The following is a 24,792-nucleotide window of genomic DNA, read 5'->3' as shown; positions in this document are numbered from 1 at the left end:
ACCGCTTAACGTTTAAGGATAAATCATGAAACAAGGAAATACGGTAAGAATAATTGTTGGAGTGATTTCACTATGTATTATCTCTGCCTGTATAAAAAAAATACCCTCGCAGGTAATTTATCGGTTTGATGATAATCGCTACCTGGAGTTGATCGGTTATGATTGTGAAGGATATGTTGTTTACCATGACATAAAAAGAAAGGTCCACAAATCAATTTATGGCAATCCAATCTATAGAGTGTTCTCGGGTGAGTTTATCCATCCCTCAGAACAGTACGTTCTTGTGCCTGAATGGGAACCTGGGGCATATAAAATATCTAAAGACTACGGACAAACATGGCAGGTAGCAAACTATATGGCTTCTTCCCGGTCGCAGGAGAGAAACTCCGATGGGGTTATGCGTGACTATCCTGAAGGAAAAGAAATAAAAAGAGTGGTGGTGGTCAATAACCAGGCGTTTATTACCACGGCGCAGAATCATTTGTATATGAGTTCATACCCATTTGACGACCCGCGTTTAAAGCCGGGTGGTCCGGGTATAGATTATAAATACTTTGATGATACGTATTATCTCTACAGGCCAGGCAAGCATAAATCCAGTGGCGAGTATGTGGACGGTCATACCAGTCCTGAGTTTCCAGGTGCTGCCTGGGGAACGGTGGTATTTATGAAAGCATCCTTAGCCCATTTAACGGAAGGCTATAAGGCCAACTATCAAAATCTGCCGGACAAAGAACCGGAGGTGGTGGGCTATAAGGGCTGGACCCGGATGTACTGCGATATGGATGTAGGGAAATAATCTGCAATGGGATATGCCTAAACCACTTAACGTTTAAGGATGAATTATGAAAAAGGGAAGTGCGTTAAAAATAATAATCGGAGCCATTTCGCTATGCGCTATCGCTGCCTGTACAAAAAAAACACCCTCACAGGTCATTTATCGCTATGATGATAACCGATATCTGGAACTAAAGGGCTTCGATTGCGAAGGGGCACTCTGGTATCATGATACCAGGAGGAATATACATAAAGAATTAGTAAATGGCGTTTATTCAACGTATCAGATCTTTTCCGGTGTATATATTCACCCATCAGATAAGTATATTCTGATACCGCGATGGGAACCTGGGGCATATAAAATATCTAAAGACTACGGGCAAACATGGCAGGTAGCATCTTATTTGTCTCCCTTCCAGGGGCAGGAGATAAATTCAGATGGGAATATGGTCGACAGACCGGAAGGAAAAGAAATAAAAAGAGTGGTGGTGGTCAATAACCAGGCGTTTATTACCACCTCGAAAAATCATTTGTATATGAGTTCATACCCTTTTGACGACCCGCGTTTAAAGCCGGGTGGTCCGGGTATAGATTATAAATACTTTGATGATACGTATTATCTCTACAGGCCAGGCAAGCATAAATCCAGTGGTGAGTATGTGAATGCCCACATCAGACCTGAATCTCCAGGATATGCGTGGGGTATGGTTATTTTTATGAAAAAAGGACTGGACAATCTTGTTGAGTCAGAAAAAGCAAATTACCAAAACCTGCCGGACAAAGAACCGGAGGTGGTGGGCTATAAGGGCTGGACCCGAATGCACTGTGACCTGAATGCGGGAAAATAATCTGCAATGGGATATGCCAGTGCCGCTTAACGTTTAAGGATGAAATGAAAATGGAGATTTTGCCAAATGAGTAACAGTCCCTTTAATCCGCGAGTGGTGGTGACGGGAGTGCAAGGCGTACCTAAATCCACCGGTGGAAAAATGGCCGTCTGCGAAGTGGCGGTTAAAAACCCCATGCCCTGTATTGTGATCCTTGTTCATGGCGTCAACGATGTTGGCGAGGCGTATCAAAATCAGGAGCAGGGGATCATTGCCGGCCTGAATGAACGTATGGGCCGCACGGATATGTATCCGCATGAATGGCATCAGTACAAAATGGATATGGGGGATGGCGAGCAGCAGCAGGTGAAGATGCCCGGGCGCAGCCCGGTGATCCCATTTTACTGGGGATATAAACCTGTTGACCATGCAACGTATATTGACGATCAGCGGCGTTACCGCGATGAGCGGGCTAAATCAGGAGACGCCGCAAAACTGCCTTATAACGCCTACCAGGAAGATGACAACGCAACGCTGGCAAAGTTAGGACACATTCCTCAAACCACGTTGAAATTTCAGAATGATAATTTCGGCAACGTGCTGGACGATGTGTACGCCAAAGGCGGGGGGACCTTTGCCAATGCGACAACCACTATTCCGGATATGCTAGGCCCTGGCTCCGGCGGCCCTGCGAACGCTGCGGCAGGATTTGCTTCATTTCATCTGAATGCCGGGGATTTTACGCATCCTATTTATGATAACCCGCACCGAATTTATCAGTTTTTTGCCGCGCAGCGGCTGGCCGATTTAATTCTGATGATTCGAAATAATAAACCTACTGAAAACGATCCCATTAATATCATTGCGCACTCCCAGGGAACGATTATTACCATGCTCGCCAATATGCTGGTCAAAGCAGCAGGTGCCGATCCCGCCGATTGTGTGATCCTCAACCATTCTCCCTACGCCCTGGAAAAAACGGCTGCTGAAGGGATGACGCACGGACATCACCAGACGGATCGCGCCCGCCAGCAGACGTTTAAAAATTTCTGTCATTTGATGGCGACAAACGCCAGATATGGCAAGGGGGAATATCACACGCAAGCCGAGATTGATGAATTAGAAGGCGCAATTTGTCTGAGTAAAACCAATTCACAGTGGCGCAAGAATAAACTTTATACCCGTAATAACTTTGGCAAGGTATATAACTATTTTTGCCCTAATGACAGCGTGGTTTCATTACTTAACGTGCAGGGTTTGGGCTGGCGGGGAGTCCCTCATGACATTGCCAGCGGCATAGACAATCTGCGCCAGCGGGTTTTCTGCGAAAATGGTCCGGAAATAGGCGGCAGCCCACTGAGCGTGCCTTTTGAAATGCCGGCGTTAGAAAAGGATTGTTTTGATCAGGATACGCTGGCGACCAGACAATATACGTTTGCGGATGTGGTTGTGAATGGTGAGCAGCTCCCCGTCACCTTCAGACACCAGTTACAGGGCGCGGGAAGTCAGTATAAATATTCGATAGCGCCGGGTTCACCCGATCAGGACATCTCATTTTCGGCAAAAGCCACGGTTATTGCGCGCACTGAGACAGATTTCAAAAATCTCAGCGGCGCAGGTTTCGATTATTTACAGCCGGGCCAGGAATTAACGCCCGCAGAACTCACGATGTTCGCCAAAAAATATGCTAAGCCTTACACCAAAGGCGTTGTCCTGGGCGGGGGATACAATAAGAGCGTGAAGCTAATCTATGAAAAAACGCCGGATGAGCTGGAAAAAGAATGGATGAAATCAGAGCAGGTTGGTTACAGCCAGCATTCCTCTATTGTTATGTCGAAAGATGCCCCCGCGAAAGCGATGGCCTTCGATCTGGCGGTGGGGATATGCGGGGCATTTGATTACCGCTGCGGAGAATTCTGGACCGAGCTACTCCTGCGCGGAGACTGGCGTATGAAGCGTAATGGTTTCAAGGATACAGTTAATTATTATAACTCGGGGGTATTGAATAAAGCAGATACAAAAGAACATATGAATAGACCGGATGATATTTTACCGACAGGAGAGTTTGGCGTGGTTAACGAATATTGTCATTCAACAACGGTTCAACCTGCCAGACACAATGAAATATACAATACCGAGACTCCAAATCTGCAATGGGATATGCCTAAGCCGCTTAACGTTTAAGGATAAATTATGAAACTGGGAAATACGGTAGGAATAATAATCGGCGCAGTTTTACTATGCGCTATCACTGCCTGTACAAAAAAAACACCATCACAGGTAATTTACCGGTTTGATGATAATCGCTACCTGGAGTTGATCGGTTATGATTGTGAAGGATATGTTGTTTACCATGACATAAAAAGAAAGGTCCACAAATCAATTTATGGCAATCCAATCTATAGGGTTTTCTCGGGTGAGTTTATCCATCCCTCAGAACAGTACATACTTGTGCCTGAGTGGGAGCCAGGGGCATATAAAATATCTAAAGATTACGGACAAACGTGGCAGGTCGCAAAATATATGGCTCCTTTCCCGGCGCTGGAGAGAAACTCAGACGGTGTTATGCGTGACAGACCTGAAGGAAGGGAAATAAAAAGGGTGGTGGTAGTCAATAACCAGGCGTTTATTACCACGGCGCAGAATCATTTGTATATGAGTTCATACCCATTTGACGACCCGCGTTTAAAGCCGGGTGGTCCGGGTATAGATTATCAATACTTTGATGATACGTATTATCTCTACAGACCAGGCAAGCATAAGTCCAGTGGCGAGTATGTGAATGCCCACATCAGACCTGAATCTCCAGGATATGCGTGGGGTATGGTTATTTTTATGAAAAAAGGACTGGACAATCTTGTTGAGTCAGAAAAAGCAAATTACCAAAACCTGCCGGACAAAGAACCGGAGGTGGTGGGCTATAAGGGCTGGACCCGGATGCGCTGTGACATGGATGCAGGGAAATAATATGAAAGGTGTAATCAGACTAAATGACCCGCTGGAAAACGGTGGGTATGTGAACAAAGCTTCTGGTAGCAAGTTTATGGGAATTCCTGTCGCTTTAATGGGGGATACTGTTTTTTGTATTGCGCATAAAGGGACCTTTCCCATACTTGATTTTGAACCAACCTGGACAATGGACGGTAGAGGCGTTGTTGTGGATGGGTGTAGGGCTGCATGCGGTTGTGCAATAAAAACCACACTGCCAACGGCGGGGACAAGCAAATGAATAAATGGAAGAGACCAAACAAGAATCCGTATCCAGAACCAGAAAAATTCCCGCTTAATATTGTGCTGATCATTAGCTGTGCTATATTTCTGTTTTTTATAACGTACAATATATTCAGCTGGTTGCAGGACAAGAAGGTCCCTGATGATCTGATATGGAATGCAATAGGTATCCCGTCGCTAATAGTGTTAGCAATCTGGTGTGTGGTGGTAATCACTTACGGTGTTATATCTTTTCCATGTTACTATGCGAGTTATCTTGAGCAGTATGGTATGAATAGGTGGAAAAACTGGGCAATACGGGCATTGCCTCTTTTAGACTATTCATCCATTCTCCCGGTGCCTGAACTGGCATTAAAAATTCAGAAACTAGAGGGTGAAGCGCCAGCAGGTTCTGCAACGCCGTTACGAATTGATATTGAAGTTGACTCAATGGATGACACCAGAATTGATAAAGTGCTAAGGCAGTTGATAGCGCCCCTCAAAGATTCTCTTGTCAGGGATTATCGGCCTTTTAATACCTGGATGTATGTTAAGGGAGCGGATGACACTATCGGCAATAGTTTCAAGGCGGTACTGGCAAGTCTGGGCATCCCCAACGATAAGGTCGGAAAAATTAATATTCTTTACGAATGTCCTGATTATTTTTTAATAAATGATTGGGTTGATTTAAATATGTCTGAGAATAGCCTTGTTATTGCAGTTGAATTGCATGGTGAAAATAATTATGATTTTTTTGAAAGTGCTAATGCTTTTATTTTTACCAATGAGAAATTGCTTGAAGATAAAGACACACCTTTATATTTATTACGCATGATGGACAGTACCCCTTACTATCTTGATGAAATCGTAAGTACATATCTTTCTGCACAGCAAGTGGATGTGAGTAAGATTAAAAAACTATGGTTCAACTCACTGGATAAGCAGTCAAAATTCGTATTGTTTAGTGGAATAGAAAACGCAAAAACGAGTATTCTGGCCGATAGTCGATATGAACTGGAGGCCGTCACCGGGCAAAGCACAAAGGTTCAGCGCTGGGTTGTATTAGCGTTGGCTGCGGATGCTGCAAAATATGGTCAAGGCCATCAGTTATTCGCCAGTACATCTGCAGATACTATTCAATCCGGCATAATAGCTGCTAAATATCCAGGATCTTGTCCGGCACTTGATAAGCTGGATTTCGATGATTATTGGAGAATAATAAAATTGTGCGCAATTATTTTATGGTGTATGGGATTTGTAAGTCTCGTACCACTGGAACTGTTCCAAAGTCACCCATGGTATACGTTTACACCTTTAGTTATTGGTATTCCGGTTATTTACACGGCGGTTATGATTTTTTCTTTGATACTGAGTCATAATATAGAGGAGGAAATGGATATTTATTACTCGCAGTTTTTATGAGGTAAGCGCCCTGACGGGCGCTCTTGTTTTTTACGCTCTTTGTGGCAGGAGAGCATCACTCAGTTCAGGATTTATTTAACCGTCCAACCCTTATAACTGCCGACGTTGTTTTTATCGATCATCGTCACCGGGATCAGCACGGGCTCTTTCGGGGCGGGTTTCCCTTGCAATATGTCATAGCCGATTTCGACCGCTTTGGCAGCCATCACCTGCGGATCTTGTGCTGGCGTCGCCACAAATAGTGAGTTTTCGCGCTTCAGGGCCTCTTCACCGTCCGGGCTGCCGTCTACGCCAACAATAAAGAATTCGCTACGCTGCGCCTGTTTTGCCGCCAGATCGGCACCGATCGCAGTCGGATCGTTAATCGCAAATACGCCGTCGATCTTTGGATTCGCCGCCAGCAGTGCGGTCATGATCTCCAGCCCGCCTTCGCGGCTGCCTTTGGCGTTTTGGTTATGCGACAGCACCTTGATGTCCGGGTGGCGTTTAAACTCGGTCTGGCAGCCTTCCACGCGGTTCTGGACGGCGGAAACCGGCGGCCCGTTGATGATGACGACGTTGCCTTTGCCTTTCAGGCGGTCGGTGATGTATTTACAGGCCATTTCACCCGCCTGGGTGTTATCGGAGGTAATGGTCGCGTCAGCGCCTTCCGCCGCCACGTCAACAGCAACCACCACAATCCCTGCGTCTTTCGCGCGTTTTACCGCCGGACCGATGCCTTTGGAATCCGCTGCGTTAAGGATAATCATGTCGACTTTGGCGGCAATAAAGTTGTCGATTTGCGATACCTGCTGGCCCAGGTCGTAGCCGCTGGACACCAGCGTCACTTTAACACCATCGCCCGCCAGTTTGCGCGCTTCCAGCTCCGCACCTTTGGTTATTTGTACGAAGAACGGGTTGGCCAGATCGCCCACCGTGACGCCGATCGATTTCAGTTCTTTTGCCTGCACAAACGGAGCGCTAGCAAGCAGTGCGCCAGCACAGAGCGCGGTCACTAATGGCTTCAATCTCATGCTGTATTCCTCACTCGTAGGGTATTGTTGTTATAAGCCTGATGGCGCTACGCTTATCAGGCCTACGGATGGGTAGGCCGGATAAGGCGATTGCGCCGCCATCCGGCAATCCTGTCTATGCACTTTGATGGTGTCGGGTACGGTATTTGTCGATCAGCACCGCTATGATGATCACCGCCCCTTTGATCACCAGTTGCCAGAAATAGGAGACGCCCATTAGCGTCATGCCGTTATTCAGCGTGGCGATAATCAGCGCCCCCACCAGCGTGCCGGTGATGGTGCCTATCCCGCCGACAAAGCTGGTGCCGCCGAGGATCACCGCCGCGATGGCGTCCAGCTCATAACCCATGCCTAAGTTGCCGTTGGCGCTGTACAGCCGCGAGGCGCTCATCACTCCACCAAGACCCGAGAGCAAACCGCTCATGCCATAGACGAACAGCAGCACCAGCCATACTTTGATACCGGTTAAACGTGCTGCCTGCATATTGCCGCCAACCGCGTAGATATGGACGCCCAGCGTGGTGCGCCTAAGAATGAACCAGCACACCACCACCACCGCCAGTGCAATCACTACCAGCCACGGTACCGGGCCGAGATAGTTGTTGCCGATCCACTCAAAGCTGATGTTGGAGTTGATAACCGTAGTGCCATCAGCCAGTAGATAAGCCGCGCCACGTAACGCGGTATAAGTCCCAAGCGTGACGATAAACGGCGGTAGTCCGGCAAAAGCGACCAGCGCCCCGTTAAACAACCCCAGTACCATGCCGAGCATCAGCGCCGCCGGAATCGACAGCATGGCAAACTCAGGAATAAGAGAAACGACCATCGCCGCAACGGCAGTGGTGCCGAGAATGGAGCCAACCGAAAGGTCGATGCCGCCGGTTAAAATAATGAAAGTCATGCCAGCCGCCAGCACGATATTGATCGACGCCTGGCGGGTAATATTCAGCAGGTTGCTCTCAGTAAAAAAGTTTGGCGCGATAAAGCCAAACACCGCCACAATCAGGATCAGAATGGGTAAGATGCCGACCGTTTGCATCAGATCGCTCATCAGCATTTTTTTCGCGGAGGCGGATTTCGCCACCTGCTGGGGAGTGGTTGGATTATTCATGGGGCACCGCCTGATGGTGGGAGTCGTTCACGCCGGTTGCCAGCGTCATAATGTTTTCCTGGGTAATACTTTTCCCGTCCAGCTCGCCGGCAATACTGCCTTCGCGCATGACATACACGCGATCGCTCATCCCGACCACTTCCGGCAGTTCGCTGGAGATCATCAGGATCGCCACGCCTTTGCGCGCCATATCGTTCATGATCCGGTAGATCTCGCTTTTGGCGCCGACGTCCACGCCGCGCGTGGGTTCATCGAGGATCAAAATGCGGGGGCCGATCGCCACCCAACGCGAGATCAGCAATTTCTGTTGATTACCGCCGGACAGCCCACCCGCCCGTACCTGAGCATGCGGCACGCGGATGTTGAGTAATTGAATCGCATCATCGGAAATCGCCTGCGCCTTTTTGCGATCGAGCATGCCCCAGGTGGCGTCGCGCTCCAGCGTCGCCATGGTGATGTTCTCCGCTGCCGCCAGTTCTAAAAATAACCCCTGTTCTTTGCGGTTCTCGGTCAGAAAACCAATGCCGTGGTCAATCGCCTCGCGTGGGGAGTGGATCACCACCGGTTCACCGTCGATTTCAATCATGCCGCCGATGGCTTTACGTACGCCAAAAATCAGCTGCGCCAGTTCAGAACGTCCGGCGCCCACCAGACCCGCAAGGCCGACAATCTCCCCGGAGCGCACCAGCAAGCTGCACGGTTGCACTTTGTTGCCATCAGTCAGGTGATGAACATTGAGGCGCGCTTTACCCAAAGGAATATCGCGCTCTTTGTTGAACAGATCGCTCAACGGACGGCCCACCATCATGCGCACCAGTTCCGAAGCATTAAGCTTGTCGCGGGTCAGGCTACCGACATACTGCCCATCGCGCAGGACGCTGACGCGATCCGAGAGTTCATACACTTCCGCCATGCGGTGGCTGATGTAGATAATCGCCATCCCCTCATCGCGCAGGCGCATGATCAGTTCAAACAGGCGGTGGGTTTCACGTGAGGAGAGGGCGGCGGTGGGTTCATCCATAACCAGAATGCGGCTGTTACGGTGCAAGGCGCGGGCGATTTCCACCTGCTGCTGCTCGGCGATGGTCAACGTCATCACACGGTCGCTGGCCTTAAACTGAGCCCCGAGTCGGTCGATAACCTTCTGCGACTGCATCACCATCTCTTTGCGCTGAACCAGACCACCACGCGACAGTTCGCTGCCAAGAAAGATATTTTCCGCCACCGTCAGGTTTGGCGCGAGCTGCATCTCCTGATAAATCAGCGTGATGCCCGCGCTGAGCGCATCTTTTGGCCCACGAATGTGGAACGGCTGACCGTCAATCAGGATCTCGCCGCTGGTGGCGGTATAGGCACCGGCGAGGATCTTCATCAGGGTGCTTTTTCCTGCGCCATTTTCGCCCATCAGGGCATGGATCTCACCCGGCCAGACCGTTAAATCGACCCCTTTCAGCGCGTAAAATTTGCCAAACGCTTTGGCAATGTTGCGCATCTCCAGAACCGGTGTCCTGCTCATAGCGGATCTCCTGCGGGGTGGCCGATATCAGCAGTCCATCACAGGAATGTAAATGCAAAATGTCAGAAGCCGTTCATATTTGTCATATTGCGATTTTTCTTCACGGAGCGTGATATGCCGCAACCAGGACGTCACTTTTTCGCCAGCGCGCGCGGGCGATTACTGTTTTTCAACCTGCTGGTGGTGGCGGTCACGTTGATGGTCAGCGGCGTAGCGGTGCTGGGATTTCAGCATGCCAGCCAGATTCAGGAGCAGGTGCAGCAGCAAACCGTTGACGACATGACCGGCAGTATGAACCTGGCGCGCGATACGGCGAACGTGGCGACGGCGGCGGTGCGGCTGTCGCAGGTGGTGGGGGCGCTGGAATACAAAGGTGAAGCGGAGCGGCTGCAGGAGACGCAGCGGTCGCTGAAGCAGTCGCTGGAACAACTGGCCGCTGCGCCGCTGGCGCAGCAGGAGCCGGTGCTGGTTGAGCGTATTATTCAACGCAGCAATGAGCTGCAAAGCAGTGTGGAAGGTATGTTGCAGCGCGGACAGCGGCGGCATCTGGAGCGCAACGCGCTACTCAGTTCGCTGTACCAGAATCAAAGCTACTTACGCCATCTGCAAAAGTTGACTGACGCACAGGATGACGCGCAGCTGGATCAGATGGATCGTTTAATTATCGCCGCTATTGAAACACCTACACCGCGATCGGTGGTCAAACAACTGGACGAGGTGATGCTCGCGCTGCCTCTGCAAGCCAGTAACCTGCTGATTAGCCGTATTCTCAATGATTTCAATCAGGAACTGCATAAGCTGGAGCCGCTTTCTGCCGCACTGGAACAAAGCGATCTGGCGATCAACTGGTATATGTTCCACATCAAAGCGTTGGTGGCGATCCTCAACAGCGATATCAACCAGTATGTCTCGCAGGTGGCGATAATCTCCGAACAGCGGGTGGCGCAAAGTCATCGGGAACTGCAATCCGGCGCGTTGTTTATTTTGGCGTTTGCGCTACTGGCGGTGGTGATCACCGGTTTTGCCGGGTGGTATATCTACCGCAATCTCGGTTCTAACCTGACGGCCATTTCGCGGGCGATGAGCCGGCTGGCGCACGGTGAATCAGACGTCAGTGTCCCGGCCCTGCAACGGCGTGATGAGCTGGGCGAGCTGGCGCGTGCTTTTAGCGTCTTTGCCCGTAATACGGCGTCGTTGGAGCACACCACCCGGCTGCTGAAAGAAAAAACCACGCAGATGGAAATCGACCGCACCGAGCGTCAGGGGCTGGAGGAAGCGCTGTTGCACAGCCAAAAGCTGAAGGCGGTAGGACAGCTGACGGGCGGATTAGCGCATGATTTCAATAACCTGCTGGCGGTGATTATCGGCAGCCTGGATTTGGTGGATCCGAATTCTCCCGACGCGCCACGGATCAATCGGGCGCTGAAAGCCGCCGAGCGCGGGGCGCTGCTGACCCAGCGGCTGCTGGCTTTCTCGCGCAAACAGTCTTTGCATCCACATGCCGTGGAGCTGAAAACATTGCTGGAAAACCTGGGCGAACTGATGCGCCATTCGCTCCCGTCCACGCTGACGCTGGAAATTGAAGCCCAGTCTCCGGCCTGGCCCGCGTGGATTGACGTCAGCCAACTGGAAAACGCCATTATCAATCTGGTGATGAATGCCCGTGATGCCATGGACGGGCAGGCGGGTACGATAAAAATCCGTACATGGAATCAACGGGTTACGCGCAGCGATGGGCGCAAGCAGGATATGGTGATGCTGGAGGTAGCCGACCAGGGAAGTGGGATGTCGCAGGAAGTGAAAGCTCAGGTCTTCGAACCGTTCTTCACCACCAAACAGACCGGCAGCGGCAGCGGTCTGGGATTGTCGATGGTCTACGGTTTTGTGCGCCAGTCCGGTGGTCGAGTGGAAATTGAGAGCGCGCCGGAGCAGGGAACTACGGTCCGGTTACAGCTTCCCCGTGCCGTTGTGTCGGTTCAGATTCAGGCACAACCGATAGCGGAACATGCGGCGAACAGCAGTGAAAAGCTGGTACTGGTGCTCGAAGATGAGGCCGACGTGCGCCAGACGCTGTGTGAGCAGTTGCATCTGCTGGGTTATCTGACGCTGGAGGCCGCCAACGGCGAGCAGGCGCTGCATATGCTGGCGGCTTCAGCAGAGATTGATATTCTTGTCAGTGACTTAATGTTGCCAGGCGGATTGAGTGGCGCGGATGTGGTCAATCATGCCCTGAAGCATTATCCCCAGCTGAATATTCTGCTGATTAGCGGCCAGGATTTACGTCCGGCGCATAATCCGGCGCTGCCGGATGTGGCGCTGCTGCGTAAACCTTTTACCCGAGGAGAGCTGGCGCAGGCGCTGCGGCATTCTTGTAATTGAGATTCCTCCGCTACCCGCGCGAATACGCTTTGATTACCGTGGGGTGAGTTTCTTGATGAGGCGGGTTTGATGCAACGCTCCCTGACATTCTTTCTTTTTAGTCTGCTAATGGTGACCACTGTTTCGGCGCAGGCCGATATTATCGATGACGCCATCGGCAATATTCAGCAGGCGATTAACGACGCATACAAACCCGATAACGGGCGGGATTACGACGACGCCCGCGACAGTGGCTGGCAGCGCCAGATGAGTGACGATCGGGGCAGGCAGTATGATGACCGGCGACGTCAGTTTGAAGACCGGCGTCGACAACTGGATGAGCGTCAGCGCCAGCTCGATCGGGAACGGCGTCAGTTAGAAGATGAAGAGCGCAGAATGGAAGAAGATTACGACCGTTAGCGCAATCTTTCGCTGGCAAGGTTATAGACTTCACTGCGCTCGCGTTTACCGACGGCAACGACAGCGATGACCAGAGTGTCGTCAATAACTTGATAAACAAGACGAAACCCTGATGTTCGTAGTTTGATTTTGTAGCAATCCTTTATTCCCCTGAGCTTTGCTGAGGGGACATGCGGGTTTTCACAGCATTTCTTTAGTTTTTTGGCAAACTGCTGCTGAATGGCTGTATCAAGTTTTTGCCATTCTTTCAGCGCATCTTCCCTGAACTTTACCGTATAACTCATAAAAAGCTGTCCAGATCCACATCCACCAGGGGTTGTTGGCTACGTTCATGGACTAATTTAACCAGTTGCTGATCGTCCAGTGCATCAAGCATTTTTTCGTAAAGCTCCGCTGGCACGCAATAAAAGGCGGGCTGGTTACGGTTCAGGATTGCGACCGGAAACCCATTTCCTGCGCTCACAGTCGCCATCGGGTTCTTTTTCAGCTCACTCACGCTCGCGGTGGTATCGCTTAAAATAATATGCGGCATAATCGCTCCTGAAGACCATTTAACTGGTCTTAATATAGGATTTAAGAGACCTGTTAACAAGTCTTATTATCCGGGAAATTACCCCAGCACAATCTTCATTCCGTCATACCCGGCCTCAAACCCTGCGGGTAGCGGGTTATCCATCATCCACAGGTCGAACTGGTGGCTGATATGGGTCAGGATCACCCGTGGGCAACGGATAACCTCGTTCAAGGCGATAACGGTATTCAGATCGCAGTGATTGCGCGGTGGCTCGCTGCGCGGGGCATGGCTGCAGTCGATGATAATCACCTGAGGTTGGTTATTGTGGAGAAACTTCAGCGTTTTGTCGGGCAGTCCGGCGGTATCAGAGAGCCATGCCACGCGGCTGTGCGCGGTCTCCAGCAGATAGCCAAACGTCAGCTTAGAATGGTTGAGCGGTAAAGGAGTCACCTGCAATCCCTGCAAATCGAACACCTCAAACGGCGCGACGGTCTGGCTAAAATCGAGAATACCGGGATGCTTAAACAGATCGTCGCAGCCCTGTTCATCCGGTGGGCCGTACACCGGGATCGTTTTTCCCACCCCCCAGCGCAGCGGAAACAGTCCCTGTACATGATCCATATGATAGTGAGTGAGCAGGAACTGCTGGAAACTGCCTGCCGGCCAGTCGTCCATCAGATGGGGGATCCCTGCGTCCAGCAGCGTCACCGCATTATTGAATTTGACCACGCCACTGCAGGGGCGTCGGCGGTATTGCGCCTGTAAACGTGCTCGTTGGCAGGCGGCACAGTTGCAGCCAAAAGCCGGTACCAACTGTGCGCCGCCGGTTCCTGTAAGCGTAATGGTCAGACTCATCGCATCCCCCTACAACGGCTTGGTAAAGCGAAAATGGCTCTGCGTATAACCTTCGCGGCGGTAAAAACGATGCGCATCAAGGCGCTGCGTGCTGGTGGAAAGTTCGGTCATTTCCGCGCCCGCTTCGCGCGCGGTGGCTTCGGCCCAGGCCAGCAACTGGCTGCCTACCTTTAACCCCCGCGCCTGCGGCATCACTACCAGTTCCTGAATCTCACCAATCCAGTTAGCGTGGTGCAGATGAAACTGCAAATGCAGACCGATCAATCCGATGACCTGTCCGTCGAGCAGCGCCAGCTGGTAGTGCATATTGGCATCTTGCAGATTAGCGGCGTAACCAGCGCTAAAAGCCTGCAGGTCAAATTGACCCTGCTTCAACTCGCAGATGAGCGCATAAACCGCATCGGTATCGTACAGCGTGGCGCGGCGTAATTCACAGACAGACATGTTTCTTCTCCTTGCGTCCCATCAGTGCGAGCAGTGTATCGACAGACTGTAGCAAACTACCATCGTTATTCAGGACGTGGCAGTCATACGGCGCATAGCGCGCTGCGCGTTCAAGGCGGGCGGCGATTTCCGTTTCGCTCTCCCGTCCGCGTGACTGCAGGCGTTGGCGTAAAATTGCCGGAGAAACCTGTAAGCAGATAGGCATTAAAGCCGTGCCATAGCGTGATTGCGCCTGCGGCAGATGGGCGCGTGAACCGTTGACCACCACATCAAAACCAGCATGCAGCCAGAGGTCAATCTCCACGCCGACGCCGTAGTACAGACCGTTGGCATGCCAGCTCAGCGCCAGCAGGTTCTGCCCGGCGCGGGTAAAAAACTCTGGTTCACTTAGCGCAATATGATTTTCATTCCCGGCATTGGCCGCCCGGGTGATGTAGCGATGCGCCACCAGCAGTTGTGCCGGTTCCTGCTGGCGCAATTCTGCCAGCAGACTGTCCTTACCGGAGCCGGACGGCCCCATCAGCCAGATCAGTTTACCCATAGTCAGAATACCCTTTTGCCCTGACGCCAGACGTGGTCGATATGGATGTTTCCGCCTTTGCGGTGTGCCAGCACCAGATCCGCGCGTTTTCCTTCGGCAACCACGCCACGGTCGTCAAGATTCAACGCCCGCGCCGGATTGCGGGTCACCAGACGAATGGCCTGTGGCAGCGTAAAGTGGTTGGCGTCGTCATCTGCCACACGAAATGCTGCATCGAGCAGGCTGGCGGGGTAGTAATCAGAAGAGAGGATATCCAGCAGCCCCAGTTCGGCCAGCTTATGGGCTGCTACGTTGCCGGAGTGCGAACCGCCTCGCACGATATTTGGCGCGCCCATTAGCACGTTCATGCCATGCCGGCGTGAGGCTTCGGCGGCTTCGAAAGTCGTGGGAAATTCGGCGATCACGCTGCCAAGTTGATGCGATTCAAGGACATGATCGTGGGTGGCGTCATCGTGGCTCGCCAGTGCAATCTGCCGTTCGCGACACATCTGGGCAATGGCCGTGCGGTTAGGCTGCGACCAACGCGCAGCCAGCGCTAACTGTTCTTCTTCGTAGCGGGCCATTTGTTCGTCGGTGAGTGAATACTTGCCCTGATAATACTCGCGGTACTTCTCACGATTGGCGAACTGACGCTGACCCGGCGAGTGATCCATCAATGACACCAGCGTCACCGGTTCACGACCAACCAGCTTTTCAAACAGCGGCAGGGTGGTGTGATGCGGTAGCTCACAGCGCAAGTGCAGGCGGTGTTCGGCACGGTTGACCCCGCGCTTTTGCGTCTCTTCCACCGCATTGATCATTTTTTCCAGGTTTTCCAGACGGTCGCCACCGTCGCGCACATCGCCAATCGCCACTGCGTCCAGCACGGTGGTAATACCGCTGGCAACCATTAAAGCATCGTGGCTGCTCATCGCCGAGTGGGCGGGCCAGTCTACTTTTGGGCGTGGGGTAAAGAACTTGTCGAGGTTATCGGTGTGCAGTTCAATAAGCCCAGGCAGCAGCCAGCCACCTTCACCGTCCAGCGCTTCAGGCAAGCTGCTCTGGCTTTCGGCAAAAGTGCGGATCGTTCCGCCTTCAATTTCCAGCGATCCTTGCACCACGTCATCTTCCAGCACCAGCTTTACATTGTTGATAATCATGCTGTTGTTCCCATCAGGTGCAGGCGATCCGCTACGCGGTCGCGCACGGTTTGATCGTGAAAAATGCCGACAATTGCCGCGCCGCGGGCTTTCGCTTCTTCAATCAATGCGACGACGGCGGCGCTGTTTTTGGCGTCCAGCGAGGCAGTGGGCTCATCGAGCAGCAGAATGGGGTAATCGACGATGAATCCGCGGGCGATGTTGACGCGTTGCTGTTCGCCGCCGGAAAAGGTTGATGGCGCGAGATGCCATAAGCGCTCAGGAACATTCAGGCGGGTGAGCAGGCTCGCGGCTTTGGCTGCACATTCCTCACGAGATACGCCCAGATCCAGCAGCGGTTGCATCACCACATCCAGCGCGGAAATCCGTGGGATCACGCGCAGAAACTGGCTTACCCAGCCGATGGTTGAACGGCGAACTTCCAGCACTTTGCGCGCCGGGGCCTGCACCAGATCCACCCATTCATCGCTGTGAAGAATGTGGATGTGTCCTTCATCCGGCAGGTAGTTGGCGTACAGCGAGCGTAGCAGCGTCGATTTACCGCTGCCGGAATGACCGTGCAGCACCACGCATTCGCCATTTTTCACTTCCAGCGTGGCGTTTTGCAGCACCGGCAGACGCACGCCGTTTTGCTGATGCAGGACAAAAGTTTTACTGACGTTTTCAACGCGAATCATTTTTGCCTCGAGATTTTTTGCCGGATGGCGGTTGCGCCTTATCCGGCCTACAAAAGTGCGATCCAGGTAGGCCCGATAAGCGCAGCGCCATCGGGCACAACAAAAAAATCAGTTCTGCAGTACGGACGACACCAGCAACTGGGTGTACGGATGGTGCGGGTCGTCGAGCACGCGGTCGGTTAACCCACTTTCCACCACCTGACCCTGTTTCATCACCAGCAAACGGTCTGCCAGCAGACGCGCCACGCCCAGATCGTGGGTGACAATCACCACCGCCAGATCCAGTTCCACCACCAGGCCGCGCAGCAGGTCCAGCAGCTTGGCTTGTACGGAAACGTCCAGCCCACCGGTGGGTTCGTCCATAAATACCAGTTTGGGATGGGTGACGAGGTTGCGGGCGATCTGCAGACGCTGCTGCATGCCGCCGGAAAAGGTGGTTGGCAGGTCGTCGATACGCGAGGCGGTGATCTCCACCGCCTCCAGCCAGCGCTGTGCGGTGGCGCGGATATCGCCGTAATGACGCGCGCCGGTGGCCATCAGACGTTCGCCGATGTTGCCGCCCGCCGAAACCTGACGGCGCAGACCGTCCATCGGGTGTTGATGCACCACGCCCCATTCGGTACGCAGCAGACGGCGACGATCGGCCTCGTTCATGCCGTACAGCGAGCGGTTCTGATACAAAATCTCACCGCTCTGCGGCGTCAGCCGTGAAGAGATCGATTTCAACAGCGTGGTTTTGCCGGAGCCGGACTCGCCGACGATACCCAGCACTTCGCCAGGCCACAGGTCAAAAGAGACATCGCTGAAGCCTTTGCCCGGCGCGTAGAGATGGGTCAGGTTGTTGACTGAAAGCAGCGGTTGCGTCATTGGCTGAGGGCCTCGCTCTGTTGGCGGCAGTAGTCGGTGTCGGAGCAGACAAACATGCGTTTGCCGGTGTCATCGAGCACCACTTCATCGAGATAGCTGTGGGTTGAGCCACAAATGGCGCAAGGCTCATCCCAGCTCTGTACGGTAAACGGGTGATCGTCGAAATCGAGGCTTTCCACACGGGTGTAAGGTGGCACGGCATAGATGCGCTTTTCGCGGCCTGCGCCAAACAGTTGCAGGGCCGGCATCATGTCCATCTTCGGGTTGTCGAATTTCGGGATGGGCGACGGATCCATGACGTAGCGGTCATTGACCTTCACCGGATAGGCATAAGTGGTGGCGATATGGCCGAAGCGGGCGATATCTTCATACAGTTTCACCTGCATGATGCCGTACTCTTCCAGCGCGTGCATGGTGCGGGTTTCCGTTTCACGCGGTTCGATAAAGCGCAGCGGCTCGGGGATCGGTACCTGGAAGATGATTATTTGATCTTCCACCAGCGGCGTTTCCGGGATGCGATGGCGGGTCTGGATCAGTGTCGCATCTTCCGTACGCTCGGTGGTATTGACCCCGGTTACGCGTTTGAAGAAGTTGCGAATCGACACGGCGTTAGTGGTGTCATCCGCGCCCTGGTCAATCACCTTCAGTACGTCCGGCTCGCCAATCACGCTGGCAGTGAGCTGAATGCCGCCCGTCCCCCAACCGTAGGGCATCGGCATTTCTCGTCCGCCAAATGGTACCTGGTAACCGGGGATCGCCACCGCTTTCAGAATTGCGCGGCGGATCATGCGTTTGGTCTGCTCATCAAGATAGGCAAAGTTGTAGCCGGAGAGGTTAGTGGTCACGGGTGGCCTCCTGTTGCAGGCGTTTGAGCAGTTCCAGTTCGGCCTGGAAATCGACGTAATGGGGAAGTTTGAGGTGCGAAACAAAACCCGCCGCCTCGACGTTATCCGCATGCGCCAGCACGAACTCTTCGTCCTGCGCCGGTCCGGTGACCGTTTCATCGTATTCGGCTGCCTGTAGGGCGCGGTCCACCAGCGCCATCGCCATCGCTTTGCGCTCGCTCATGCCAAACACCAGCCCGTAGCCGCGGGTAAAATGGGGGGATTCATTTTCTGGCGCGACAAAACCGTTGACCATTTCGCATTCAGTCATCAACAGTTCGCCGATGTTCACCGCAAATCCCAGCTCTTCCGGGACGGTTTCCAGTGCCACATAGCCGCTGCGGATTTCGGCGGCAAACGGATGATTGCGCCCGTAGCCGCGCTGGGTGGAGTAGGCCAGCGCCAGCAGATATCCCTCGTCGCCGCGCATCAACTGCTGCAGGCGTGAAGCGCGTGAACAGGGGTAAACCGGCGGCGTGCGGGTGATGTCATCGGGTTGAGCGTCGTCGTCCTCTTCGCGCTTTGCCAGTCCCTGATTCGTCAGCAGGGAAAAGACGTGCGGGGAGGCATCCTGCGCGCCGTCTGCGCTGCGCAAAGGCGGGGTTTCGCCATTGGCCAGCAGGGTAAAATCCAACAGACGATGGGTGTAGTCGTAGGTTGGACCCAACAACTGCCCGCCGGGAATATCCTTATAGACAGCGGAAATACGCCGTTCGAGGCGCATTTCTGCGCTGTTAACCGGTTCGCTGACAGCGACCTTTGCCAGCGTAGTGCGGTAAGCGCGGAGCAAAAAGATGGCCTCGACGTTATCGCCGCTGGCCTGTTTGAGCGCCAGTGCCGCCAGTTCGCGATCGGCGATGCCGCCTTCGGTCATCACCCGGTCGACGGCCAGGTTCATCTGCTGTTCGATTTGTGCCACGCTCAGTTCAGCAATGGTCTGATCGCCCCGGCGTCGGTTTTCCTGCAGTGCATGGGCGTTGGCTATCGCCTTTTCGCCCCCTTTGACGGCGACGTACATCAGCACACCTCCACATGAGTGGTTCGCGGGATGGCCAGCATGCGTTCGCCACAGGTAAGGATCAGATCGACTCCCAGCGGGAACGGGTGCGGACGTTCGGTGAGCTCGTGGATCAGGCATTCCGGCAGCTGTGGCGCGATCATGCGTTCTTCGGCGATACCCGCCCCGGTCAGACGCAGCATGCGTCCACCGCTTAAACCTGCAACCTGCACAATCAGCGTGGCGCTGGTTTCTGGTGCGACGGCGGAACCGGCAGAGAGGGCGTTTAGCTGTTCGCTGCTGATACGTTCGTCGGCGACGGCAAAGGCAGCCAACTGGGGCTGATCCACCAGCGGCGCGCTGGTGTGAAAACGCAGGTTCTGCCGGGAGATATCGTTATCCATCGACGGCGCCAGCCAGACCGGCGTGTCGCCGTCGGCCAGGGTCAGCAGCGCGCTGGTGGTTGCCAGACCCAGTGGCTGCCAGCCGTGTTTCAGCTGATGCAGGGCGACGATGACGCCCGGTTCACTCATGGCCTTCAGCAGACGACGAAAGCTCTGCTGAGCATCCTGAACGGGTAAATTAAAAGCGGTTAGAAGTGCCGTAGATCGTGTCATGCGTTATCTCCGCGTTCCAGCGTGAAGAAGTCGACCCGGCTGGCGTTGACTTCGGCACGGCGGGCGCTAATCAGCGCCTCGCGTTCCGCTTCCAGCGGGGCAATTAAGGTTTCCATTAGGTTCTGGAAATGCGTTTGTTCCTGCAGCAATGCGTCAATGACCGCACACTGCTCGGCGTGTTGTTTATTGCGACCCAGCAGGTAGCTGTAGCCCAGCGTCCCGCTTTTCAGGCGAATAACCGCGCGGGTAAGCGTGGTGTCGCCAGCAAAGAAGCGATTACCGGTGCCGCCCATACGGGCCTGGATCTGCATCAGTCCGCTTTCCGGGGCGCGGATAAGCTCATAGTCCGGCGTTAGTTTGAGCGCGTTGATGCGGGCGTTCAGATCTTCGGCATTGCTGTAAGCCAGCGCGCGCATCCAACGCTGGCGAGTGGCGGTATCGAAATGCATTCAGTGCTCCATGGTGAATTCGATCATGTCGGCGCGGGTCAGGCTGACGGAATATTCCGCCGCCTGTTCTTCGCCTTCACGGTGGTTCAGAGTGCGCACGCACAGCAACGGCGCCATGTTGGGGATTTCCAGCACCTTGCTCTCTTTGGCCTGAGCGCGGCGGGCGCTGATGCGCGTCTGCGTACGCAGGAGCGTCAGACCGGATTGTTCGCGCAGGTAGTCGTGCAGTGAGCCGCTGTTAAAGCCCTGCAGCAGCGGCCACAGCGTGAGGTCGGAAAAATAGTGGTCGATCTGACACAGTGCGATGCCGTTTACCCGGCGCAGGGTGCGCAGGTGAATCACGTTATCGCCCTCGTTAATGCTGAGCGCATCGGCAATGTGGCTGGAGGCCGGACGCAGCACCGCCAGCAGTTTTTCACTGGTGGGGTGGCTGCCCTGGTCCAGCAGGTTCTGACTAAAGCGTGCCTGGGCATTAAGCGGGTAATCGAACGGGCGCATCAGCACCAGCACGCCGACTCCCTGGCGACGCTGAACCCAGCCGCGCTCAACCAGTTGGTCAATGGCGCGGCGCAGGGTGTGGCGGTTAACATCAAAACGCGCGGCCAGTTGATGCTCGGCGGGCAGATAGTCACCGCAGCGATAATGTTGACGAAGCTCCTGCTCAAGTCTCGCGGCAATTTCCTGATAACGCGTTGGATAACTGGTCGGATGTGTAGACAAGTGCATAGCAATCAATGCCTCGCTAATCAGATAAAGTGCTTACGCAAACGCTGGGAAAGGAAATCCAGCAGGCTGACGGTGACGATGATTAACACCATCAGGGCGCAGGTTTGCTGGAACTGAAAGCCGCGAATCGCCTCCCATAAGGTCACGCCAATGCCGCCTGCGCCGACCATACCGACTACCGTGGCGGAACGAACGTTGGATTCAAAGCGATACAGCGAGTAGGAGATAAGCAGCGGCATGACCTGTGGCAGAACGCCGTACAGAATCTCTTCAATTTTGTTGGCTCCGGTGGCGCGAATACCTTCTACCGGACCGGGTTCAATGGCTTCTACCGCTTCGGAAAGCAGCTTGGAGAGCACCCCGGTGGTATGGATAAACAGCGCCATGACCCCGGCGAACGGACCCAAACCAACGGCGACCACGAACAGCATGGCGAAGACCATTTCGTTGATGGCGCGACAGGCATCCATCAGGCGACGCATCGGCTGGTAAATCCACCACGGCACGAGGTTATCGGCGCACATCAGACCGAAGGGAATCGACAACACCACGGCGAGGGCGGTACCCCAGACGGCGATTTGCAGGGTGACGGCCATTTCACCGAGATAGTCCTGCCACTGGCTGAAATCCGGCGGGAAGAAGTCGGCGGCGAAGGTCGCCATATTGCCGGAATCCTCGATCAGCGTGAGCGGAGCCATTTCGGCGCCTTTCCACGAGACCACCAGCACGGCGAGAAGAATGGCCCAGCTCAGTAGTGAGAACCAGCTACGCTTGGGAGGGGCAACGGTGATGGTTTGCATGTTTGGCTCCGTGCATCGGTTATTGCCGGATGGCGGCGCAGGCGCCTTATCCGACCTACAAAACATCGTAGGCCCGGTAAGCGAAGCGCCACCGGGCGCAGGGTTATTGCACCGCTTTGCTGACGCTGGTCATGGCGCCCAGGGCGGCGGTCAGACGGTCCAGGTCGTCGAGCTGTGCTTTCAGCGCCGAGGTTTTGCTGGTTTTCTCTTCCTCGTTCAGCCCTTTGTTGTCCTTCACGCCCTGCATCTCTTTAAACAGCGCCAGTTGGCGAATCGGCACCAGTTGTAAGTCGCTGGAGGCACGGAACGGCGCCCATCCCAGGCGTTCCAGTACGGTTTTCTGTTCCGGCGTTTTGCCGTAATTCATGAAGAAGTCGTACACCTTGTCCTTGGTGGCTTCAGAGAGGTTCTTACGCCAGACGATCGGATCGCCCGGGATCAGCGGTGACTTCCAGATAACCTTCAACTCTTTCAGCTTGTCCGGTGCGGAGGTTTTCAGCTTGTCGAGGTTTTCGGTGTTGTTGGTAGCCACATCCACCTGTTTGTTGGCGACGGCCAGGGCGTTGGTTTCGTGCCCGGCGTTAACGGTGCGTTTGAAGTCGCTGGCGGAGATGTTGTTTTTGGCGAAGACGTAGTAACCGGGGACGAGGTAGCCAGAGGTGGAGTTGGGATCGCCGTTGCCGAAGGTCAGATCCTTACGTTTGGCGATCAGATCGTTCAGGTTGTTGATCGGACTGTCTTTGTTAACGATCAACACGCTCCAGTAACCCGGGGATCCGTCGGCGGCCACGGTCTGGGCAAACACTTGTCCGTTGGCGCGATCCACCGCTTCCATTGCTGAGAGGTTGCCGTACCAGGCGATATCGACTTTGTTAAAGCGCATGCCCTGGATGATCCCGGCGTAGTCCGGGGCGAAGAAGGCGTTTACTTTCACGCCCAGCGATTTTTCCATGTCCTTCAGGAACGGTTCCCACTGCGGCTTCAGGTTTTGCTGTGATTCGGTCGAAATAATGCCAAAGTTCAGCGCTTTTTCTTGCTCTTCGGCATGGGCCGGGGTGAGCAGTGTGCTGAGACTAAACATGCTGGTAAAAGCCAGCGCGGCAACGGTCTTATAGCTCATTTCCATTCCTCATTGTGGGGATGTCAGGCAGCCTGCGCGTTCTGTTCGACGCGGTTCATGCTGCGGTAGAGATGGTCAAAACGGTCGTTGTCAAAATGCTGGCTGCTGCCATCAAAGAAGACGTTGCCCTGGCGCAGCGCGACAATGCGTTCGCAGTAGCGCAGGGCGTAATCCACCTGATGCAGCGTGACGACCACGGTGATGCCGTCGGTCTGGTTGATGTCGCGCAGGGTGTCCATCACGATGCGCGCGGATTCCGGATCCAGCGAAGCAATCGGCTCATCGGCAAGGATTACTTTGGCCTGCTGCATCAGCGCGCGGGCAATCGCGACGCGCTGCTGTTGTCCGCCCGAAAGCGTGGAAACGCGTTGGTATGCAAAGTGCGCCATGCCGACGCGGGTTAACGCCTGCAATGCACGCTGTTTCTGCTCAGCGGTAAACCAGCTAAAACAGGTACGCCAGAACGGCGTACTGCCGAGTGCGCCAATCAGGACGTTCTCCAGCACCGTCAGGCGGTTCACCAAATTGAACTGTTGGAAGATGTAGCCGGTGTGGGCGCGGCTTTTGCGGATATCGCGCGCCAGGCGGCCTTCATGTTGAACGGTGCGACCCAGCAGTTCGACATGGCTACCAGGTGATTTATCACCGACGATCAAACCGCTTAAATGACGTAAAAGGGTGGATTTGCCGGAGCCGGACGGCCCAAGCAGAGCCACCATCTCACCGGCACAGATATTCAGATCAACCGCATTAAGCGCCTGATGTTGATTGAAGGATTTGGAGAGTTTCTCGACGCGAATAACCGTTTGCATGCTGCGGCCTCCCTAAAAAAGTGGCCCCATCGTGGCGGATTAATGTGACGTTTTCGTTAAAGGAAGGTTACTTAGTGATGAAGAGTTGAGCGATATTTGATGACAGTACGGGAGGGCTTGCCTCCCGTTGGATTACTCGGATAGCGGCTGCTGCTGTTTGACGACGTTGATCATCCACGGCACGCCATACTGGTCGCTTACTTTACCGAAACCGTGGGCCCAGAAGGTTTCCTGCCAGTCCATTTCGATTTTTCCGTTTGCTGCCAGGTTATCAAACCAGCGTTTACCTTCGTCGACGTTTTGCGTGTCGAGCACCAGCGTAAAGCCAGAGTAGTGGGCATTTCCATCGGGGGCGCTATCACTCATCATGATGTCGCTGCCTGCAACGCGCAGGTTGGCGTGGGCGATGGCGGTATCGGGGAATTTCATTCCGGAAGGGCAACCTTCTTCGCTGTCCTGCGCCGATTTGGGCATTTCACCGAAGTTGATTTTGTAGAGCAGTTCGGCACCTAACGCCTGTTGATAATAGGCGATGGCGTCAGCGCAGTTGCCTGCAAAGGAGATGTAGGGACTTAACGGCATGATCTTTACCTCAGGTAAAAGAAACCAGTTAAGTGTAGATGCCGTGTGCAAAAATAAACCAGGCGGGAAGTATGGGCTTCCCGCCTGACAAATGAACTGGTGTAGGCCTGATAA

The 24,792-nt window shown here is 53.9% G+C and carries 28 protein-coding genes; 8 read left to right on the top strand and 20 right to left on the bottom strand.

Annotation, left to right across the window (positions count from 1 at the left end; genetic code table 11):
* Window positions 1–25 precede the first annotated feature (25 nt).
* From I6L54_RS23125 to I6L54_RS23100, 6 genes are all read left to right on the top strand, one after another.
* Entirely contained in the window at window positions 26–799 is a 774-nt protein-coding gene (locus I6L54_RS23125; RefSeq protein WP_040233277.1) for a T6SS immunity protein Tli3 family protein, read from the top strand.
* Between the two features lie 46 nt (window positions 800–845).
* Window positions 846–1,625, top strand: coding sequence for a T6SS immunity protein Tli3 family protein (locus tag I6L54_RS23120; protein WP_155021940.1), 780 nt, complete (start codon window positions 846–848; stop codon window positions 1,623–1,625).
* 66 nt (window positions 1,626–1,691) lie between these two features.
* Window positions 1,692–3,788, top strand: a complete 2,097-nt coding sequence (locus I6L54_RS23115; protein ID WP_217124630.1) for a T6SS effector phospholipase Tle3 domain-containing protein — start codon at window positions 1,692–1,694, stop codon at window positions 3,786–3,788.
* 9 nt (window positions 3,789–3,797) lie between these two features.
* Window positions 3,798–4,571: a T6SS immunity protein Tli3 family protein gene (locus I6L54_RS23110; RefSeq protein WP_040234040.1), complete on the top strand. Its 774-nt coding sequence runs from the start codon at window positions 3,798–3,800 to the stop codon at window positions 4,569–4,571.
* 1 nt (window position 4,572) lies between these two features.
* Window positions 4,573–4,833: a PAAR domain-containing protein gene (locus I6L54_RS23105; protein WP_040234038.1), complete on the top strand. Its 261-nt coding sequence runs from the start codon at window positions 4,573–4,575 to the stop codon at window positions 4,831–4,833.
* On the top strand, window positions 4,830–6,236 hold the full coding sequence (locus tag I6L54_RS23100; protein ID WP_040234036.1) for a KPHS_23130 family T6SS system protein: 1,407 nt from the start codon (window positions 4,830–4,832) through the stop codon (window positions 6,234–6,236). The genes I6L54_RS23105 and I6L54_RS23100 overlap by 4 nt, the downstream gene beginning before the upstream one ends.
* Window positions 6,237–6,307: 71 nt before the next feature.
* Here the strand turns inward: I6L54_RS23100 and I6L54_RS23095 are convergent, their stop codons facing one another.
* From I6L54_RS23095 to I6L54_RS23085, 3 genes are all read right to left on the bottom strand, one after another.
* A complete protein-coding gene (locus tag I6L54_RS23095) occupies window positions 6,308–7,249 on the bottom strand; it encodes an ABC transporter substrate-binding protein (RefSeq protein ID WP_005132549.1) in 942 nt (313 codons plus the stop codon).
* Window positions 7,250–7,364: 115 nt separating this feature from the next.
* Window positions 7,365–8,360, bottom strand: a complete 996-nt coding sequence (locus I6L54_RS23090; protein WP_005132548.1) for an ABC transporter permease subunit — start codon at window positions 8,358–8,360, stop codon at window positions 7,365–7,367.
* Complete coding sequence (locus I6L54_RS23085) at window positions 8,353–9,876, bottom strand: sugar ABC transporter ATP-binding protein (protein WP_005132547.1); 1,524 nt, start codon at window positions 9,874–9,876, stop codon at window positions 8,353–8,355. Before I6L54_RS23085 ends, I6L54_RS23090 begins: the two co-directional genes overlap by 8 nt.
* 114 nt (window positions 9,877–9,990) lie before the next feature.
* Here I6L54_RS23085 and I6L54_RS23080 point away from each other — a divergent pair, with 114 nt between their 5' ends.
* Window positions 9,991–12,255 (top strand): hybrid sensor histidine kinase/response regulator, encoded by a 2,265-nt coding sequence (locus tag I6L54_RS23080; RefSeq protein ID WP_005132546.1) that lies wholly within the window; start codon window positions 9,991–9,993, stop codon window positions 12,253–12,255.
* Window positions 12,256–12,324: 69 nt separating this feature from the next.
* Window positions 12,325–12,654 carry a DDRRRQL repeat protein YjdP gene (gene yjdP, locus I6L54_RS23075; protein ID WP_040234033.1) on the top strand — a complete coding sequence of 110 codons (330 nt, stop codon included), beginning with the start codon at window positions 12,325–12,327 and terminating at the stop codon, window positions 12,652–12,654.
* On the opposite strand, the gene I6L54_RS23070 is transcribed toward yjdP, so the two are convergent.
* From I6L54_RS23070 to yjdN, 17 genes are all read right to left on the bottom strand, one after another.
* Window positions 12,651–12,938 (bottom strand): type II toxin-antitoxin system RelE family toxin, encoded by a 288-nt coding sequence (locus tag I6L54_RS23070; protein ID WP_005132544.1) that lies wholly within the window; start codon window positions 12,936–12,938, stop codon window positions 12,651–12,653. The two genes, yjdP and I6L54_RS23070, sit on opposite strands and share 4 nt — an antisense overlap.
* Window positions 12,935–13,186: a type II toxin-antitoxin system Phd/YefM family antitoxin gene (locus I6L54_RS23065; protein ID WP_005132543.1), complete on the bottom strand. Its 252-nt coding sequence runs from the start codon at window positions 13,184–13,186 to the stop codon at window positions 12,935–12,937. Before I6L54_RS23065 ends, I6L54_RS23070 begins: the two co-directional genes overlap by 4 nt.
* 78 nt (window positions 13,187–13,264) lie before the next feature.
* The gene (gene phnP, locus I6L54_RS23060) at window positions 13,265–14,023 is read right to left on the bottom strand and encodes a phosphonate metabolism protein PhnP (protein ID WP_005132542.1); all 759 of its coding nucleotides are present in this window, start codon (window positions 14,021–14,023) and stop codon (window positions 13,265–13,267) included.
* Window positions 14,024–14,032: 9 nt separating this feature from the next.
* Window positions 14,033–14,467: an aminoalkylphosphonate N-acetyltransferase gene (gene phnO, locus I6L54_RS23055; RefSeq protein WP_005132541.1), complete on the bottom strand. Its 435-nt coding sequence runs from the start codon at window positions 14,465–14,467 to the stop codon at window positions 14,033–14,035.
* Entirely contained in the window at window positions 14,454–15,008 is a 555-nt protein-coding gene (gene phnN, locus I6L54_RS23050) for a ribose 1,5-bisphosphokinase (protein WP_005132540.1), read from the bottom strand. Before phnN ends, phnO begins: the two co-directional genes overlap by 14 nt.
* Before the next feature lie 2 nt (window positions 15,009–15,010).
* A complete protein-coding gene (gene phnM, locus I6L54_RS23045; protein WP_005132539.1) occupies window positions 15,011–16,147 on the bottom strand; it encodes an alpha-D-ribose 1-methylphosphonate 5-triphosphate diphosphatase in 1,137 nt (378 codons plus the stop codon).
* The gene (gene phnL / locus I6L54_RS23040; protein WP_005132537.1) at window positions 16,144–16,824 is read right to left on the bottom strand and encodes a phosphonate C-P lyase system protein PhnL; all 681 of its coding nucleotides are present in this window, start codon (window positions 16,822–16,824) and stop codon (window positions 16,144–16,146) included. The genes phnM and phnL overlap by 4 nt, the downstream gene beginning before the upstream one ends.
* Before the next feature lie 108 nt (window positions 16,825–16,932).
* Window positions 16,933–17,691, bottom strand: coding sequence for a phosphonate C-P lyase system protein PhnK (gene phnK / locus I6L54_RS23035; RefSeq protein ID WP_005132536.1), 759 nt, complete (start codon window positions 17,689–17,691; stop codon window positions 16,933–16,935).
* Window positions 17,688–18,479: an alpha-D-ribose 1-methylphosphonate 5-phosphate C-P-lyase PhnJ gene (phnJ, locus tag I6L54_RS23030; protein WP_230586357.1), complete on the bottom strand. Its 792-nt coding sequence runs from the start codon at window positions 18,477–18,479 to the stop codon at window positions 17,688–17,690. The genes phnK and phnJ overlap by 4 nt, the downstream gene beginning before the upstream one ends.
* Before the next feature lie 46 nt (window positions 18,480–18,525).
* Window positions 18,526–19,593: a carbon-phosphorus lyase complex subunit gene (locus tag I6L54_RS23025; protein WP_005132529.1), complete on the bottom strand. Its 1,068-nt coding sequence runs from the start codon at window positions 19,591–19,593 to the stop codon at window positions 18,526–18,528.
* The gene (gene phnH, locus I6L54_RS23020; protein WP_005132528.1) at window positions 19,593–20,189 is read right to left on the bottom strand and encodes a phosphonate C-P lyase system protein PhnH; all 597 of its coding nucleotides are present in this window, start codon (window positions 20,187–20,189) and stop codon (window positions 19,593–19,595) included. Before phnH ends, I6L54_RS23025 begins: the two co-directional genes overlap by 1 nt.
* Window positions 20,186–20,638 (bottom strand): phosphonate C-P lyase system protein PhnG, encoded by a 453-nt coding sequence (phnG, locus tag I6L54_RS23015; RefSeq protein ID WP_005132527.1) that lies wholly within the window; start codon window positions 20,636–20,638, stop codon window positions 20,186–20,188. The genes phnH and phnG overlap by 4 nt, the downstream gene beginning before the upstream one ends.
* Window positions 20,639–21,364 carry a phosphonate metabolism transcriptional regulator PhnF gene (gene phnF, locus I6L54_RS23010; protein ID WP_005132524.1) on the bottom strand — a complete coding sequence of 242 codons (726 nt, stop codon included), beginning with the start codon at window positions 21,362–21,364 and terminating at the stop codon, window positions 20,639–20,641.
* A gap of 20 nt (window positions 21,365–21,384) precedes the next feature.
* Window positions 21,385–22,164 carry a phosphonate ABC transporter, permease protein PhnE gene (gene phnE, locus I6L54_RS23005; protein ID WP_003841119.1) on the bottom strand — a complete coding sequence of 260 codons (780 nt, stop codon included), beginning with the start codon at window positions 22,162–22,164 and terminating at the stop codon, window positions 21,385–21,387.
* A gap of 103 nt (window positions 22,165–22,267) precedes the next feature.
* Window positions 22,268–23,284, bottom strand: coding sequence for a phosphonate ABC transporter substrate-binding protein (phnD, locus tag I6L54_RS23000; RefSeq protein WP_005132518.1), 1,017 nt, complete (start codon window positions 23,282–23,284; stop codon window positions 22,268–22,270).
* Window positions 23,285–23,307: 23 nt separating this feature from the next.
* Window positions 23,308–24,096, bottom strand: coding sequence for a phosphonate ABC transporter ATP-binding protein (gene phnC, locus I6L54_RS22995; protein ID WP_005132516.1), 789 nt, complete (start codon window positions 24,094–24,096; stop codon window positions 23,308–23,310).
* A gap of 132 nt (window positions 24,097–24,228) precedes the next feature.
* Complete coding sequence (gene yjdN, locus I6L54_RS22990) at window positions 24,229–24,678, bottom strand: VOC family metalloprotein YjdN (protein ID WP_005132515.1); 450 nt, start codon at window positions 24,676–24,678, stop codon at window positions 24,229–24,231.
* Window positions 24,679–24,792 lie beyond the last annotated feature (114 nt).

Source organism: Citrobacter pasteurii (assembly GCF_019047765.1).
In the GTDB taxonomy this organism is placed as follows: domain Bacteria; phylum Pseudomonadota; class Gammaproteobacteria; order Enterobacterales; family Enterobacteriaceae; genus Citrobacter; species Citrobacter pasteurii.
This window is presented reverse-complemented; position numbering and strand designations above follow the sequence as displayed.

Bases quoted from the DNA above. Each gene is read 5' to 3' on its own strand.
- yjdN (WP_005132515.1), bottom strand. From the start codon at position 24,678: ATGCCGTTAAGTCCCTACATCTCCTTTGCAGGCAACTGCGCTGACGCC.
- phnL (WP_005132537.1), bottom strand. From the start codon at position 16,824: ATGATTCGCGTTGAAAACGTCAGTAAAACTTTTGTCCTGCATCAGCAA.
- phnK (WP_005132536.1), bottom strand. From the start codon at position 17,691: ATGACGCAACCGCTGCTTTCAGTCAACAACCTGACCCATCTCTACGCG.
- phnO (WP_005132541.1), bottom strand. From the start codon at position 14,467: ATGTCTGTCTGTGAATTACGCCGCGCCACGCTGTACGATACCGATGCG.
- phnN (WP_005132540.1), bottom strand. From the start codon at position 15,008: ATGGGTAAACTGATCTGGCTGATGGGGCCGTCCGGCTCCGGTAAGGAC.
- phnM (WP_005132539.1), bottom strand. From the start codon at position 16,147: ATGATTATCAACAATGTAAAGCTGGTGCTGGAAGATGACGTGGTGCAA.
- I6L54_RS23095 (WP_005132549.1), bottom strand. From the start codon at position 7,249: ATGAGATTGAAGCCATTAGTGACCGCGCTCTGTGCTGGCGCACTGCTT.
- phnG (WP_005132527.1), bottom strand. From the start codon at position 20,638: ATGCATTTCGATACCGCCACTCGCCAGCGTTGGATGCGCGCGCTGGCT.
- phnD (WP_005132518.1), bottom strand. From the start codon at position 23,284: ATGAGCTATAAGACCGTTGCCGCGCTGGCTTTTACCAGCATGTTTAGT.
- I6L54_RS23120 (WP_155021940.1), top strand. From the start codon at position 846: ATGAAAAAGGGAAGTGCGTTAAAAATAATAATCGGAGCCATTTCGCTA.
- yjdP (WP_040234033.1), top strand. From the start codon at position 12,325: ATGCAACGCTCCCTGACATTCTTTCTTTTTAGTCTGCTAATGGTGACC.
- I6L54_RS23100 (WP_040234036.1), top strand. From the start codon at position 4,830: ATGAATAAATGGAAGAGACCAAACAAGAATCCGTATCCAGAACCAGAA.
- phnE (WP_003841119.1), bottom strand. From the start codon at position 22,164: ATGCAAACCATCACCGTTGCCCCTCCCAAGCGTAGCTGGTTCTCACTA.
- I6L54_RS23105 (WP_040234038.1), top strand. From the start codon at position 4,573: ATGAAAGGTGTAATCAGACTAAATGACCCGCTGGAAAACGGTGGGTAT.
- I6L54_RS23090 (WP_005132548.1), bottom strand. From the start codon at position 8,360: ATGAATAATCCAACCACTCCCCAGCAGGTGGCGAAATCCGCCTCCGCG.
- I6L54_RS23125 (WP_040233277.1), top strand. From the start codon at position 26: ATGAAACAAGGAAATACGGTAAGAATAATTGTTGGAGTGATTTCACTA.
- I6L54_RS23065 (WP_005132543.1), bottom strand. From the start codon at position 13,186: ATGCCGCATATTATTTTAAGCGATACCACCGCGAGCGTGAGTGAGCTG.
- I6L54_RS23115 (WP_217124630.1), top strand. From the start codon at position 1,692: ATGAGTAACAGTCCCTTTAATCCGCGAGTGGTGGTGACGGGAGTGCAA.
- I6L54_RS23080 (WP_005132546.1), top strand. From the start codon at position 9,991: ATGCCGCAACCAGGACGTCACTTTTTCGCCAGCGCGCGCGGGCGATTA.
- I6L54_RS23110 (WP_040234040.1), top strand. From the start codon at position 3,798: ATGAAACTGGGAAATACGGTAGGAATAATAATCGGCGCAGTTTTACTA.
- phnJ (WP_230586357.1), bottom strand. From the start codon at position 18,479: ATGATCCGCCGCGCAATTCTGAAAGCGGTGGCGATCCCCGGTTACCAG.
- phnC (WP_005132516.1), bottom strand. From the start codon at position 24,096: ATGCAAACGGTTATTCGCGTCGAGAAACTCTCCAAATCCTTCAATCAA.
- I6L54_RS23070 (WP_005132544.1), bottom strand. From the start codon at position 12,938: ATGAGTTATACGGTAAAGTTCAGGGAAGATGCGCTGAAAGAATGGCAA.
- phnF (WP_005132524.1), bottom strand. From the start codon at position 21,364: ATGCACTTGTCTACACATCCGACCAGTTATCCAACGCGTTATCAGGAA.
- I6L54_RS23025 (WP_005132529.1), bottom strand. From the start codon at position 19,593: ATGTACGTCGCCGTCAAAGGGGGCGAAAAGGCGATAGCCAACGCCCAT.
- phnP (WP_005132542.1), bottom strand. From the start codon at position 14,023: ATGAGTCTGACCATTACGCTTACAGGAACCGGCGGCGCACAGTTGGTA.
- I6L54_RS23085 (WP_005132547.1), bottom strand. From the start codon at position 9,876: ATGAGCAGGACACCGGTTCTGGAGATGCGCAACATTGCCAAAGCGTTT.
- phnH (WP_005132528.1), bottom strand. From the start codon at position 20,189: ATGACACGATCTACGGCACTTCTAACCGCTTTTAATTTACCCGTTCAG.